We start from the raw sequence: 13,719 nt of genomic DNA, 5'->3' as shown, positions 1-13,719 counted from the left end.
CCGCCCACCCCCCCAAGGGGGGTGGGCGGCGGGGAAAAACCAAAGGCCGTGGGTGGGCGGCGGGTATATAGGCGCGCCCCTACCGCGGCCCCCCCGTTACGGCAGGGCCCGCCCCCACGGGTCGTAACAGCCGGTCAGCTTCGGTGTGCCGGTCGAGAGGCCGCAGACGACGGCGGCCCCCGCTCCACCAGAGAGACGGTCCGGGCCCTCCCCGTCACCTCTGGCCGTGCCCACTTGGCCAGGTCGTAAGGGAACCGGCCTGGTGGGACCGGACCACGCACAGGATGGGGAACACATCAGTCCTTGGCGGAGCGGCGGGCGCGGGCCTCGTGGTCGTCGCGCAAGGTCGTCCAGCGCCCGGCGGAGGATGCCCAGGATCAAGGAGCAGGGGGAACCCCACCGCCCGCAGCCAGGGGCCGCGACAGGAGGAACCGGTACCGACTCGCCTACGGCGTCCTCGCGACCAGATACCGGAACACATTCGGCATCCACACCGTGCCGTCCGCCCGCTGATACGGCCGCAGCGCCTCGGACAGCTCCTTCTCCACCAGCCGCCGCTCGGTCACCTCCAGCGCCGCGTCGAACAGCCCCGTCGACAGCAGCCCGCGCACCGCGCTCGCCAGATCCGCGTACCCGAAGGGGCAGGCCACCCGGCCCGATCCGTCCGGCCGCAGCCCGGCCCGCTCCGCCAGCTCCTCCAGATCGTCCCGGTAGGCGGGCCGCCAGCCCGCCGAGCCGACGACGCCGTCCCACGGCGGATCGGCCAGCCGACGCCGCGCCATCCGCAGCACCCCGGCCGTCGCACACCGCTCCAGCGGGCCCCAGCCGCCCAGCACCACCGCGCCGCCCCGCTCCACCAGGCCGGTCGCCGCGGTGAGCGATGCCGTCAACCCCTCGACGGTGCTCACACACCCCACCGGATGAAACGCGGTCACCACATGGAACAGGGAGGCGGCATTCCCGGCCGCAGCGGCCTCCGGCCCTCCGCTGACCAGCCGGTGCGCCCCCGGCCCGCCGTCCGGCGTCAGCCGCTCACGCGCCAGCTCCAGGCGCCACTCGTCCGCGTCCACACCACTGACCTGCGCACCACGCACCGCCGCCAGCAGCAGCGCCAGCCCCGCACCACAGCCGAGCCCCAGCAACCGGGTGCCCGGACCGACACCCAAACGGTCGTACGCAGCCTCATACAGCGGGACCAGCATCCGCTCCTGGATCTCCGCCCAGTCACGGGCGCGCGCCCGTGGGCCCACCGCCCCCGGAAGCCCGTCGGAATCCAAGGACACCGAAGTCGGAAGCTGCTGCCGCACGAGCGTGGGTGACATCGAAAGCGCCCCTATTCGCCGAGAACCCGAAGCTGATCAGTGCTGTCCGCCCCCCTGTTTTCGCGCGTTGTGCGCCCCCGCAATCCAGACAACTGCGCATCCGTCCGGGCGTCCAGGGGGTGCGCCGGGGTTGTCTCCCGCGCGCCCCCCATTGCGCCGGGCCCGCAGCCGGAGCGCCGTTCCAGGGTGCCCCGGCGCGCGCCGTTCCGCCACGCAACGCCCGCCGGTCCGCGCGCCCTGGCCCTACGGTGGGCCGCACCGGGATGATGCGGCGGGGAGGCCGGACGGCCCCGCGGCGGGGCCGGTGCCGGGGCCGGGGCGACCGCCGGTAACATCGCCGCGAGAGTTCGTTGCCTTGGCATACGACTGCCCTGCGCCGCGTACGCGGGGGTACCTCCCGGCTTGCGGGCCTTCTCCGCAGAAGGGCGTACCGCGCCCACCGCATAACCCATGCCCAGAAACTGACTGGTACGTGCAAATTATTTGGGATGGCCCGGAATCGGAACACTGGGCGACCCCGGCTCGTTGTCACGACGTGAGCACGACACCACCAGTCCTCGCCGCCGAGCTGGCGCTCGCGTGGGCCGACATTCAACGGCACCACCCCGAGCTGCCGGACTTGGCCGCGCCCGAGTCCCTGATCGGAGAGTCCTCGTCCGCCTGCGGCGCCGAGCTCTCCTTCGAACGGCTGCTCCATGAGGCAGTCCACGGCATCGCCGCCGCCCGCGGCATCCGCGACACCTCCCGCGCAGGCCGCTACCACAACCGCCGGTTCCTGGCGATCGCCGAGGAGCTGGGCCTGGACCACGTCGACGAGCCCCATCCCAGCAGCGGCTTCTCCCTGGTCACGCTCAGTGCCGACGCCAGAAAGCGCTACCGCCCCACCATCGAGCGACTGGCCAGAGCCCTCAAGGCGCACACCGCCGCGACGGCCACCGACGCCACCCGCAGCTTCCGCGGCCCGGCCGCCCGGCACGGCTCCTCCGGAGGCGGCGTCCGCGTCAAGGCCGTCTGCGACTGCGGGCGCAATGTCCGGGTCGTCCCGTCGGTGCTGGCGCAGGCGCCCATCGTCTGCGGCGGCTGCGGCAAGCCCTTCCGGATCCCCGAGGTGGCCGCGGTCGGCTGACCGTACGGCGTGTGGCACAATGAACAGCTGTACTCGACAGCCGCACAGGACCCCTCTCTCCTCCGGCTGACGCGTCCGTCGGGCACTCCGAGTACCGCAACCCCACGTGGCATCCCGTTGTGCCCCACCACGTCAAGACCAGGAGACACCACTCCCGTGGCAGTCAAGATCAAGCTGAAGCGTCTGGGCAAGATCCGTTCGCCTCACTACCGCATCGTCGTCGCCGACTCCCGTACCCGCCGTGACGGCCGGGCCATCGAGGAGATCGGCCTGTACCACCCGGTGCAGAACCCCTCGCGCATCGAGGTCAACTCGGAGCGTGCGCAGTACTGGCTGAGCGTCGGCGCCCAGCCGACCGAGCCGGTTCTCGCCATCCTGAAGAAGACCGGTGACTGGCAGAAGTTCAAGGGCGAGCCCGCCCCGGCTCCGCTGCTGGTCCCCGAGCCGAAGGCCGACAAGCGCGCCCTCTTCGAGGCCGCCGCCAAGGCTTCCGGCGACGGGCCCAAGGGTGAGGCCATCACCCCGAAGGCGAAGAAGGCTGACAAGAAGGCGGACGAGGCCGAGGCCGCGTCCACCTCCGAGTCCACCGAGGCCTGAGCATGCTCGAAGAAGCTCTTGAACACCTGGTCAAGGGCATCGTCGACAACCCCGATGACGTGCAGGTCGCCTCGCGCACCCTGCGCCGTGGGCGCGTCCTGGAAGTCCGGGTCCACCCCGACGACCTGGGCAAGGTGATCGGCCGCAACGGTCGTACCGCCCGTGCCCTGCGGACCGTCGTGGGCGCCCTCGGCGGCCGGGGCATCCGCGTCGACCTGGTCGATGTGGACCAGGTGCGCTGAGCAGTTGAACACCGGCTCGGGCCGGGGAGGGCTTCCGGCCGTCCCCGGCCTTTGTCGTCGGCGGCAGACCATCACCGTGGCACCCCTGTCACGGCATTCATCAATCGCCGATCAGCGCAACCATTGATTGAGGAACCCCGACGGCGCCCAGCCACCTCCGCGAGTGGGGGCACCTCCCAGCGTCGGCTGGGGGACGGCGCCGGCTCAGGCGCAAAGGAGAGCACGTGCAGTTGGTCGTCGCGCGGATCGGCCGCGCCCACGGCGTCAAGGGCGAGGTCACGGTGGAGGTGCGCACCGACGAGCCCGAGCTGCGGCTCGCGCCGGGCGCCGTCCTCGCCACCGACCCCCCCGCCGCGGGGCCGCTGACCATCGCCGCCGGACGGGTGCACAGCGGTCGGCTGCTGCTGCGCTTCGAGGGCATCCGGGACCGTACGGCCGCGGAGGCGCTGCGCAACACCCTGCTGATCGCCGAGGTCGACCCCGCGGAAGTCCCCGAGGACCCCGAGGAGTTCTACGACCACCAGCTGATCGACCTCGATGTGGTCACCCCGGACGGCACCGTCGTCGGCCGCGTCCTGGAGATCTCGCATCTGCCCTACCAGGACCTGCTGGTCGTCAAGCGGCCCGACGGCCGCGAGGTCATGGTGCCGTTCGTCAGCGAGATCGTCCCGGAGATCGACCTCGATGAGCAGCGTGCAGTGATCGACCCGCCGCCCGGCCTGCTCGACGAGAGCCAGGCAGTCCGCGCCGAAGGCGCTGAGGGGCGCGGTGCCGGCGGGCACGAGGACAGCTGATGCGGCTCGACGTCATCACGATCTTCCCCGAGTACCTGGAGCCGCTGAACGTCTCCCTCGTCGGCAAGGCCCGCGCCCGGGGCGTGCTCGATGTACGCGTCCACGACCTGCGGGACTGGACGCACGACAAGCACCACACCGTCGACGACACCCCCTACGGCGGCGGGCCGGGCATGGTCATGAAGCCGGAGCCCTGGGGGGAGGCGCTGGACTCCGTCATCGCGTCCGGGGCGGACGACGCCCGGCCGGTGATCGTCGTCCCCACCCCCAGCGGCAAGCCCTTCACCCAGCGGCTCGCCGTCGAACTCTCCGCCCAGCCCTGGCTGGTGTTCACCCCGGCCCGCTACGAGGGCATCGACCGCCGCGTCATCGAGGAGTACGGCGACCGCTGCGACGTCCGCGAAGTGTCCATCGGCGACTACGTCCTGGCCGGCGGCGAGGCCCCGGTCCTCGTCATGGTCGAGGCCGTCGCCCGGCTGCTGCCCGGCGTCCTCGGCAACGCGGCCTCCCACCAGGACGACTCCTTCGCCCCCGGGGTGATGGCCGACCTCCTGGAAGGCCCCGTCTACACCAAGCCCCCGGAGTGGCGCGGCCGCGGCATCCCGGAGGTGCTGCTCAGCGGCCACCACGGGAAGATCGCCCGCTGGCGCCGCGACGAGGCGCTCCGCCGCACCGCCGCCAACCGCCCCGATCTGATCGAGCGCGCCGACCCCGCCGCCTTCGACAAGAAGGACCGCGACATCCTCGCGACACTGGGCTGGTCGCAGGGAACGGACGGCCGATTTGGGCGGACGAGCGAGGCCGTGGAAGAATGAGCCGCTGCTGTGTGCGTCCGGCGCGCGCCCCTGCCACAGGGGGAACGACGCCCGCCCGACGGAACGGCAGCCGAAACACTCCTTACGACATTCCGCTGATGACCTGTGGCATCAGCGAAGAAAGCAGCAGGTCATGCACCTTCTCGACTCCGTCGACTCCGCGTCGCTGCGCAGCGACGTCCCGGCGTTCCGCCCCGGCGACACCGTCAACGTCCACGTCCGCGTCATCGAGGGCAACCGCTCCCGTGTGCAGCAGTTCAAGGGTGTGTGCATCCGCCGTCAGGGCGCCGGCGTCCGCGAAACCTTCACGGTCCGCAAGGTCAGCTTCTCCGTCGGCGTCGAGCGCACCTTCCCGGTGCACACCCCGATCGTCGAGAAGATCGAGGTCGTGACCCGCGGTGACGTGCGTCGCGCCAAGCTGTACTACCTCCGTGCGCTCCGCGGCAAGGCCGCGAAGATCAAGGAGAAGCGCGAGAGCTGAGCCGCGGCGCCCGACGCGATTTTTTTTGCGCCGGGCAACGCCTGGCGACGCTCACGTCGGGTGTCCGGACCCGGCCGGATAGGCTCGGGACCCGATGGACACCGACGCACAGCTCACGGAGCGCGACCACTCTCCCGTCCCCACCACGGGGCCGGAGCAGCGGTCGCGCTCCGCGCGTTTCCTCGCCGGTTTCACCGGCCTCGGACGCCGGCCGGTCACCCTCCTCGCACTGTGTCTGGCCTTTCTCCTGCTGCTCAGCACCTTTGTGATGCAGCCCTTTCTGATCCCCAGCTCCTCCATGGAGAACACCCTGCGGATCGGGGACCGCGTGCTGGTCAACAAGCTGGCGTACCGCTTCGGGGGTGAGCCGCGCCGGGGCGATGTCGTGGTGTTCGACGGCACCGGGTCGTTCGTTCACAGGGAGTCGGGGGAGAATCCCGTCACGGGACTGCTGCGCGGCGCCGGCGCCGCGTTGGGCCTGGCCCGGCCCGCCGAGACCGACTACGTCAAACGTGTGATCGGTGTCGGCGGGGACCGTGTGACCTGCTGCGACAAACGGGGGCGGATCAAAGTGAACGGCAAGCCCGTGGCCGAGGGCTTTCTCCACCCGGGGGACGCACCGTCCTCGGTGGAATTCGACGTCGTGGTGCCGGACGGAAAGCTGTGGGTCATGGGGGACCACCGCGCCAGATCCAGTGATTCCCGCGACCATCTCGGTCAGCCGGGCGGCGGCACCGTCCCGGTCGGCAAGGTGATCGGCCGGGCGGACTGGATCAGCTGGCCGGTGAGCCGCTGGACCACCCTCGACCGCCCGCGGTCCTACGACGGGATACCCGCGCCGGCAGGCCCCCATGGGTAAACGCGGACGCCCCCGGCACGGCGCTCAGCGCGCCACAGGGCATGGCCACGGCAGCCGCCGCGCCCATGCCGGCCCCGGGGAGCCGGGCGGTGCCGACGGCGCGTCCGGGAGCCGCCCGGCGACCGGCGGGCGGGCCGAGCGACGCCGCCAGGCGCGGCGCATCAAACGCCGCAGGCGGCGCTCCTACCTCAAGGAAATCCCCATTCTCATCGGCGTGGCGCTGGCCATCGCCCTCGTCCTGAAGACCTTCCTCGTCCAGGCATTCGTGATTCCGTCGGGCTCCATGGAGCAGACGATCAAGATTGGCGACCGGGTGCTGGTCGACAAGCTCACGCCCTGGTTCGGCTCGAAGCCCGAGCGCGGCGACGTCGTCGTCTTCAAGGACCCCGGAGGCTGGCTGCCGCCGGCCGAGAAGGCCCGGATCGGCGACGACGGGCCGGTCGCCAAGCAGTTCAAGGAATTCATGGCGTTCATCGGGCTGCTGCCGTCCGCCGACGAACAGGACCTGATCAAACGCGTCATCGGGGTCGGCGGCGACACCGTCAAGTGCTGTGACACCAAGGGCCGCGTCACCGTCAACGGCACCCCGCTGACCGAACCGTACGTGCACCCCGGGAACCCGCCCTCCCAGCTGCGGTTCACCGTCACCGTCCCCGTCGGGCGGATCTTCGTGATGGGAGACCACCGCTCCGACTCCGCCGATTCGCGCTTCCACCTGGACGAGCCGTACCGTGGCACCGTCTCGGTGGAGAATGTCGTCGGCAGCGCGACCGTGATCGCCTGGCCCGTCGGCCACTGGCGACGTCTCGAACAGAACGACACCTTCACGAGTGTGCGCGACGCGCCGGGCGCGAAGACGTCGGCGGCCGGAGCGCCGCATAGGCTGTCCCCCGAGAGTTTGACCGTACTCCCGACCCCTGCGGAACTCCCGCTCGTTATGGGAGTGGTGGGCCTGCACCGGTTGACGGGCGGGCGAAGGCGCGGAGTGAGGAGCAGATGTGGGGGACTTGGCGGTCGGTGCGCGGTCCGGAACCGAAGAGCCCGAAGAGCCGGAGGGGCAGGGTAAGACCCCCGACCCGGCGACGAGTTCCGTGCATCTGTCGAAGTCGAAGCCGCAGTCACAGGGGCCAGCACAGCCCGACGAGCCCGCGGACGGGGAGGAGAGCGGCAGCGTGAAGAAGGCCAAGAAGCCCCGCGCCTTCTGGAAAGAGCTGCCCATCCTCATCGGCATCGCCCTGCTCCTCGCGCTGCTGATCAAAACGTTCCTGGTGCAGGCGTTCTCCATCCCGTCCGACTCCATGCAGGACACCCTGCAGCGCGGCGACCGGGTCCTCGTCGACAAGCTGACACCGTGGTTCGGGTCCCAGCCGCAGCGCGGCGAGGTCGTCGTCTTCCACGACCCGGGCGGCTGGCTCAACGAGGCGCCGACGCCCGAGCCCAACCCCGTCCAGAAGGTCCTCAGCTTCATCGGCCTGATGCCGTCCGCCGAGGAGAAGGACCTGATCAAGCGGGTCATCGCGGTCGGCGGCGACACCGTCGAGTGCAAGGGCACCGGCCCGGTCAAGGTCAACGGCAAGGCGCTCAAGGAGGATTCCTACGTCTACCCCGGCGCCACGCCCTGCGGCGACCGCCCGTTCGGCCCGATCCACGTCCCCAAGGACCGGATCTGGGTCATGGGTGACCACCGCGACGACTCCCTCGACTCCCGCTACCACCAGAACCTCGAGGGCGGCGGCACCGTCTCCGCCAACGAGGTCGTCGGCCGCGCCTTCACCATCGCCTGGCCCGTCAACCGCTGGTCGACCCTCCCGGTGCCCGGTACCTTCGACCAGTCCGGGATCAACCAGACATTGGCCGCGGCTCCGGCCGCGCTGGGGCTCGCCGGCGCCGTGCCGATCGTTCTGTGGCGCCGCCGAAGGCTGACCGGGGAACGTACCCCCAGGTAGGGTGCCGTCCCAGATCTTCGATGCGGGCCGTGCCCGCGGGGTGGGAGCGCTGGGATGAGCTGCAGCACGGAACGCCAGACCGGACAGCACACGGCCCGCGGCCGGACCACGGGCAGTGTGCTGTCCGGTCTCGCTGTGGCCCTCGGTTGTGCGCTGTTCCTCGGCGGCTTCGTCTGGGGGGCGCTGGTCTACCGTCCGTACACGGTCCCGACGGATTCGATGTCGCCGACGATCTCCGCCGGGGCCCGGGTGCTGGCCGAGAGGGTCGACGGCCCCGCGATCCGCCGCGGCGACGTCGTCGTCTTCACGGACAAGGTCTGGGGCGATATGCCGATGGTCAAGCGTGTCGTCGGTGTCGGCGGCGACAAGATCGCCTGCTGCACCAAGGGCGGCCGTCTCACCATCAACGGAACCCCGGTCGAGGAACCGTATCTGCAAGGCGACGGACCCGCCTCACCCGTCGGCTTCAAGGCCACCGTGCCCGCCGGTCAGCTCTTCCTCCTCGGCGATCACCGCAGCGACTCCCTCGACTCCCGGGGCCATCTCACCGACGGCGACCACGGCTCGGTCCCGCGCAGCGCCGTCCAGGCCCGGGTGGACGCCCTTGCCTGGCCGCTCGGCAGTATCGGCGTGATGCAGCGCCCCGCGGCATTCACGGAGCTGCCGGGCGGCACCTCCCGGCCCGGCCCGGTACAGCCCCTCACTCTCGCCGTCCTCGTTGGCGCGGTCCTCGTCCTCGTCGGCGCGGCCTACGGGCCGATCGCCCGGCGCAAGGCGCGCAGGCGTCGTGGATAGGGGCCGGGCGTGGAGGATGCGGACGACGGTACGAGTCGCGGGCTCTCCGGGCCGGGGCGCCGGACCGGGGGAGATGATGCAGGGGATGAGTCGGGGTGTGAGCCGGGTGCGAGCCAGGGTGTGAGTCAGGGCATGACCAATCGCATGAGTCAGGACCCGAGCGTGGGTGCGGGCCCGGGAGCGGCTTACGAGGAGCCGGCCGAGGTGCGCCAGGTCGCACGTGTCGTCCTGCTCGACCCCGACGACCGGATCCTGCTGTTGCACGGCTTCGAACCGGACGACCCGACGGACACCTGGTGGTTCACCCCCGGCGGCGGCGTGGAAGGCACCGAGACCCGCGAGGCGGCGGCCCGCCGCGAACTCGCCGAGGAGACCGGCATCACAGACGCCGTCATCGGGCCCGTTCTGTGGAAACGCCGCTGCTCCTTCCCGTTCGACGGGCGGCGCTGGGAGCAGGATGAATGGTATTACCTGGGACGAACCGACCACACCGTCACGCACACCGGCGGCCACACGGACCTGGAGCGACGCAGCGTCTCGGGGCTGAGGTGGTGGACTTCGGAGGAACTGTCCGCGTCGCATGAGACGGTGTATCCGACCAGACTCGCCGAGCTGCTGCGCACGCTGCTCGACGAAGGGCCCCCGAGTGCGCCGGTGCTCCTGGAGACCGAGAGGGTCTGACGCACAATAGGGGGACGCACCGCTGAAGGGGATCTGCCATGAGCGCCGAGGACCTCGAAAAGTACGAGACCGAGATGGAGCTGAAGCTCTACCGGGAGTACCGCGACGTCGTCGGGCTGTTCAAATACGTGATTGAGACCGAGCGTCGCTTCTACCTGACCAATGACTACGAGATGCAGGTGCACTCGGTCCAGGGCGAAGTGTTCTTCGAGGTCTCGATGGCCGACGCATGGGTCTGGGACATGTACCGCCCGGCCCGGTTCGTCAAGCAGGTGCGAGTGCTGACGTTCAAGGATGTGAATATCGAGGAGCTCAATAAGAGCGACCTTGATCTTCCGGGGAGCTGACGGGCTGATGAGCTGGGCTGCCAGGCGGTGCTGCGGGGCTGGGTTGCCGAGCTGACGGGCGGGGCTGTCGGGTGGGGTTGCCGAGCTGATGGGCAGGGCCCGATGAGGTTGCCGGGTGGGGCTGACGAACTGACGGCCGGGCTGCCGGGGCCGGTCGTGTGGCTGGCGTGGTGCAGGTGACCGGCGTGCTCCAGATGAGAGACGTGATCCGGCGCCTTTGGCCTGGGAGCGATGGCGTGCGCTGAGGTTCTTTCCTGGTCGCCATGTCGGCCGCTGGGGCGTTTGCGGGGCCGTCTGTGGAGGGCCACCTGAGGAGGGCCACCTGCGGGTGACGGAGTTGTCCACAACCAGCCGGTTATCCACCAAGATCCAATAGATCCGGGCAGGGGCGTCAGAGTCGGTGCCGGAGGTGGTGCCGCATGAACGCCATGCAGGCCGGCCGGGGGGCCGGGAAACCGACGCGGGTCGGAGACGTGACGCAGGCCGGGGGGCAGAGGAAGACCGAGGGTCGGGGGAAGACCGAAGGCCGGAGGAAGGCCGAACGCCGGAGGAAGCCTGAAGCGCGGACGAAGACCGCGTCTCTTCCCGCTCCCGCTCCCACCCCCGCTCCCGTCCCCGCACCGGCCGACCCTCGGCGTGCGCTCGGCCGCTACGGCGAGGACCTGGCGGCCCGGCGGCTCAGCGAGAGCGGGATGCGGATCCTGGACCGCAATTGGCGCTGCCGCGAGGGCGAGATCGACATCGTCGCCGCTGACGGCGATGCGCTGGTGGTCTGCGAGGTCAAAACCCGCCGCGTGGGGCCGTACGGCCAGCCCATGGCGGCCGTATGCGCCGAGAAGACCGAACGGTTACGACTGCTGGCGGAACACTGGCTGGAACGGCACGGAGGCCCGCCACCCGGCGGAGTACGCATCGATGTCGTAGGCGTGCTCCTGCCTGCCCGAGGCGCGCCCGTCGTCGAACACGTACGGGGGGTGGCGTGATGGGATTCGCCCGCACCTGCTCCGTCGCCCTGGTCGGTGTCGAAGGCGTCGTCGTCGAGGTCCAGGCCGACCTGGAGCCCGGCGTCGCGAACTTCACCCTGGTCGGACTCCCCGACAAGAGCCTGGTCGAATCCAAAGACCGGGTGCGCGCGGCGGTGGCGAACTCCGGCGCCGAATGGCCGCAGAAGAAACTCACCGTCGGGCTCAGCCCGGCGTCCGTCCCCAAGAGCGGGAGCGGCTTCGACCTGGCCGTGGCCTGCGCGGTCCTCGGAGCCGCCGAGCGCCTCGACCCGCGCGAACTCACCGACCTGATGATGATCGGCGAACTCGGTCTGGACGGCCGGGTGCGCCCCGTACGCGGCGTACTGCCCGCCGTCCTTGCCGCCGCCGATGCGGGGTACCGCCAGGTCGTCGTGCCGGAGCAGACTGCCGCCGAGGCATCGCTCGTCCCGGGCATCTCCGTCCTCGGCGTCCGCAGTCTGCGCCAGCTCATCGCCGTCCTCACCGACGAACCGGTCCCCGATGAGGACGAAACCCTGGAAGGAGGCCGCCCCGACCCGCTCATGGCGGGCCTGGTCGTACCGGGCACAGGCATCGGCTCGGGCCTGCCACCGGGAGACCGCACGCTCGACCTGGCCGACGTCGCAGGCCAGCACAACGCCCGCCGAGCCCTGGAGGTAGCCGCCGCCGGACGCCACCACATCTTCTTCAAGGGCCCGCCCGGAGAGGGTACGGAGTGTCTGAGTAAGATGCAACACGCTAATCAGGAGAGGACCCCGTGGAACCATCCCGCCAGCGCCTGCGAGCTGCGATTTACGCCCGGCTTTCGCGCGACTCCGACGACAGCACATCTGTCGAGACGCAGTTGGACGACGACCGCAAGTTCTGTGAATTGCGCGGCTGGGACGTGGTCCTCGTGGCCGTGGACGACGGGGTGTCCGGCTCCGTGCGACCCGCCGACAGAGAAGGTTTCGGGGAGATCCTGGCAAACCTAGACAAGGTGGACGTGGTCGTGGCGCGAGGAGTGGACCGCTTCTCACGTGTCACAGCTCACTTTGCGGAACTGGTGGAGATGCTGACCAGCGCTGGGTCCACCTTGGCGGACGTACAGGGCCAGTGTGACCTTACGTCACCTTATGGCCGCTTCGTCACGACGATCATGGTTGCTTTTGCCGAGATGGAGCGCGAGACCATCCGTTCCCGCATCCTGCGTTCGCGGGTAGCGCTCCGCCAGCAAGGCCGTTGGCTGGGGGGAGCCGCGCCGTATGGCTTTGTCATAGTGCCGCATCCCGACGGCGGTAAGTACTTGGATGTTGACCCTGACGAAGCCCCCCAGGTGCTCGAAGAGCTGATCGACCGGCTTATTGAAGGTCATCACCTCACCAACGAGATTGAACGGCTGAACAACAGTCCGCACCTGTCCCCGATGGACTACCGGCGGGCCAAGGCTGGCACGTGGCATCCGCCGATGGTCCGGTCGGATTGGACGTACGCCCCGCTGTACGAACTTCTACGGTCGCCGGTCCTTCGGGGTTACCGGGTGGAAGGCAAGCGGAAGGACCGGCGAGTGGTGCGCGACGCGGACGGTGAACCGATCCGCGTGGGGCCCGCACTTGTGAGCGATGAGAAGTGGTTCGCCCTGCAAGCCGCCTTGGACGCGAACGCGACCAACCCGAGGCGGCCCCGCCGCAAGGCAACGCTGTTGCTCCACGTCGCGCAATGTCGCCTGTGTGAAGACCCCACGCTGTACTACAACAGCCGGGAGTACGGCTACGACTTGAAACGGCCGAAGCCGGAGAGCGCCCCGCAGACGAAACGTATGGATGTTTACAACTGCATGGCCGCCAAATCCAAGAAGCTCCGGGAGACGGGTCCTTGTCCCGGCGTCACGGTCAATGCCGAAAAGGTGGAGGCCATGGTGGAAGAGTGGTTCCTGGAGAACTTCGGAGGAGCGGAGTACATGGAACGTGTCCGCGTAGGCGGGGCTGACCATGTAGCGGAGATCAAGGAGCTGGAGACGGATGTGGAGGAGCTGAGCGCCCGAACGGCCAGCCTCCGAGGCGCCGCCCTGGACGCCATCCTGTCGCAGCTTCAGGGGCGCTCTGACAGGCTCGCAGAGCTGAAGGCTCGACCCATCGAGCCCGAACGCTGGGAGAAGCGCCCTACGGGGCAGTCAGTGGCCTCTAAGTGGGGTGCGGGGGACACGGCAGAGCGTCGGTTGCTCCTCTTGGAGTTCGGAGTCCAAGTGACTGTGGATCCGGCGTACGGAGCCCGTACGTGGCGCCCGGAGAGGGTCACTATTGCGGCGGCTCCGGACACCCTTACCTTGCGCGCGGAACTTGAGGCACTGGCCGACGACGCACTCTAGGCGGATGAAGCCGGAAAGCGATCATGTACGACGTGGAGGATTGAGACGCGCGTCACCGAGTGAGGGAGTCGGGCCCGCCGGGGCTCGACTCCCTCACTGTGTGCTCCTGCTGGCCAAGCGGAGCGTGACGGTTGGGGGCAGGAAAAGTGTCCTAGGAACCTTCTTTTTCTGTGTGAGGTATTTAGAGAAAGAAGGAGTGGAGGACACTTTTTGTGCCCCCAGGGGGCGGAGACCAGACTGGTGGCGAACGTGGGTGTCACGGGCCCCAGTTAATGCATATAGAGACAGGTCCCGCGCTTCGGACTCCAGCGTCTGACGTGGAGGCGAGAACGCCGCGCCTGTTCAGCTCCTCCCGCGCGCCCC

The 13,719-nt window shown here is 69.7% G+C and carries 15 protein-coding genes and 1 pseudogene; 15 read left to right on the top strand and 1 reads right to left on the bottom strand.

All coding sequences use genetic code 11. From position 1 onward, the window contains the following. Positions 1-446 precede the first annotated feature (446 nt). Positions 447-1,322 carry an SAM-dependent methyltransferase gene (locus K9S39_RS14435; RefSeq protein ID WP_248863747.1) on the bottom strand — a complete coding sequence of 292 codons (876 nt, stop codon included), beginning with the start codon at positions 1,320-1,322 and terminating at the stop codon, positions 447-449. A 535-nt stretch (positions 1,323-1,857) separates the two neighbouring features. Here K9S39_RS14435 and K9S39_RS14430 point away from each other — a divergent pair. The 15 genes and pseudogenes from K9S39_RS14430 to K9S39_RS14360 all read left to right on the top strand — a co-directional run bounded on the left by K9S39_RS14430 (position 1,858) and on the right by K9S39_RS14360 (position 13,356). After that, positions 1,858-2,448 carry a hypothetical protein gene (locus K9S39_RS14430; protein WP_248863746.1) on the top strand — a complete coding sequence of 197 codons (591 nt, stop codon included), beginning with the start codon at positions 1,858-1,860 and terminating at the stop codon, positions 2,446-2,448. Positions 2,449-2,604: 156 nt separating this feature from the next. Continuing rightward, on the top strand, positions 2,605-3,045 hold the full coding sequence (rpsP, locus tag K9S39_RS14425; RefSeq protein WP_248863745.1) for a 30S ribosomal protein S16: 441 nt from the start codon (positions 2,605-2,607) through the stop codon (positions 3,043-3,045). A 2-nt stretch (positions 3,046-3,047) separates the two neighbouring features. Further along, entirely contained in the window at positions 3,048-3,287 is a 240-nt protein-coding gene (locus K9S39_RS14420) for an RNA-binding protein (RefSeq protein ID WP_052859899.1), read from the top strand. A gap of 224 nt (positions 3,288-3,511) precedes the next feature. After that, complete coding sequence (gene rimM / locus K9S39_RS14415) at positions 3,512-4,081, top strand: ribosome maturation factor RimM (RefSeq protein WP_248863744.1); 570 nt, start codon at positions 3,512-3,514, stop codon at positions 4,079-4,081. Then, entirely contained in the window at positions 4,081-4,896 is an 816-nt protein-coding gene (trmD, locus tag K9S39_RS14410; protein ID WP_248863743.1) for a tRNA (guanosine(37)-N1)-methyltransferase TrmD, read from the top strand. Before rimM ends, trmD begins: the two co-directional genes overlap by 1 nt. Before the next feature lie 133 nt (positions 4,897-5,029). Then, positions 5,030-5,377: a 50S ribosomal protein L19 gene (rplS, locus tag K9S39_RS14405; protein WP_248863742.1), complete on the top strand. Its 348-nt coding sequence runs from the start codon at positions 5,030-5,032 to the stop codon at positions 5,375-5,377. A 94-nt stretch (positions 5,378-5,471) separates the two neighbouring features. After that, entirely contained in the window at positions 5,472-6,236 is a 765-nt protein-coding gene (lepB, locus tag K9S39_RS14400) for a signal peptidase I (protein ID WP_248863741.1), read from the top strand. Continuing rightward, entirely contained in the window at positions 6,229-7,302 is a 1,074-nt protein-coding gene (lepB, locus tag K9S39_RS14395) for a signal peptidase I (RefSeq protein ID WP_248863740.1), read from the top strand. Before lepB (K9S39_RS14400) ends, lepB (K9S39_RS14395) begins: the two co-directional genes overlap by 8 nt. After that, positions 7,235-8,182 carry a signal peptidase I gene (gene lepB / locus K9S39_RS14390; protein ID WP_406707932.1) on the top strand — a complete coding sequence of 316 codons (948 nt, stop codon included), beginning with the start codon at positions 7,235-7,237 and terminating at the stop codon, positions 8,180-8,182. The genes lepB (K9S39_RS14395) and lepB (K9S39_RS14390) overlap by 68 nt, the downstream gene beginning before the upstream one ends. Positions 8,183-8,236: 54 nt before the next feature. Further along, the gene (gene lepB / locus K9S39_RS14385) at positions 8,237-8,977 is read left to right on the top strand and encodes a signal peptidase I (protein WP_248863739.1); all 741 of its coding nucleotides are present in this window, start codon (positions 8,237-8,239) and stop codon (positions 8,975-8,977) included. A gap of 144 nt (positions 8,978-9,121) precedes the next feature. Beyond that, a complete protein-coding gene (locus tag K9S39_RS14380; RefSeq protein WP_248868746.1) occupies positions 9,122-9,658 on the top strand; it encodes an NUDIX hydrolase in 537 nt (178 codons plus the stop codon). A 38-nt stretch (positions 9,659-9,696) separates the two neighbouring features. Continuing rightward, complete coding sequence (locus K9S39_RS14375) at positions 9,697-10,005, top strand: DUF2469 domain-containing protein (protein ID WP_003980220.1); 309 nt, start codon at positions 9,697-9,699, stop codon at positions 10,003-10,005. A 662-nt stretch (positions 10,006-10,667) separates the two neighbouring features. Further along, on the top strand, positions 10,668-10,988 hold the full coding sequence (locus tag K9S39_RS14370) for a YraN family protein (RefSeq protein ID WP_248868744.1): 321 nt from the start codon (positions 10,668-10,670) through the stop codon (positions 10,986-10,988). Beyond that, positions 10,988-11,737 (top strand): annotated as a pseudogene (locus K9S39_RS14365) (magnesium chelatase domain-containing protein); the annotation flags it as partial. The gene K9S39_RS14370 and the pseudogene K9S39_RS14365, both read left to right, overlap by 1 nt. A gap of 116 nt (positions 11,738-11,853) precedes the next feature. Beyond that, positions 11,854-13,356: a recombinase family protein gene (locus K9S39_RS14360; RefSeq protein ID WP_248863738.1), complete on the top strand. Its 1,503-nt coding sequence runs from the start codon at positions 11,854-11,856 to the stop codon at positions 13,354-13,356. Positions 13,357-13,719 lie beyond the last annotated feature (363 nt).

This window comes from Streptomyces halobius (genome assembly GCF_023277745.1).
GTDB classification, from domain to species: domain Bacteria; phylum Actinomycetota; class Actinomycetes; order Streptomycetales; family Streptomycetaceae; genus Streptomyces; species Streptomyces halobius.
Note: the sequence above shows the minus strand (reverse complement) of the source record. Positions and strands in the feature narration are given on the sequence as shown.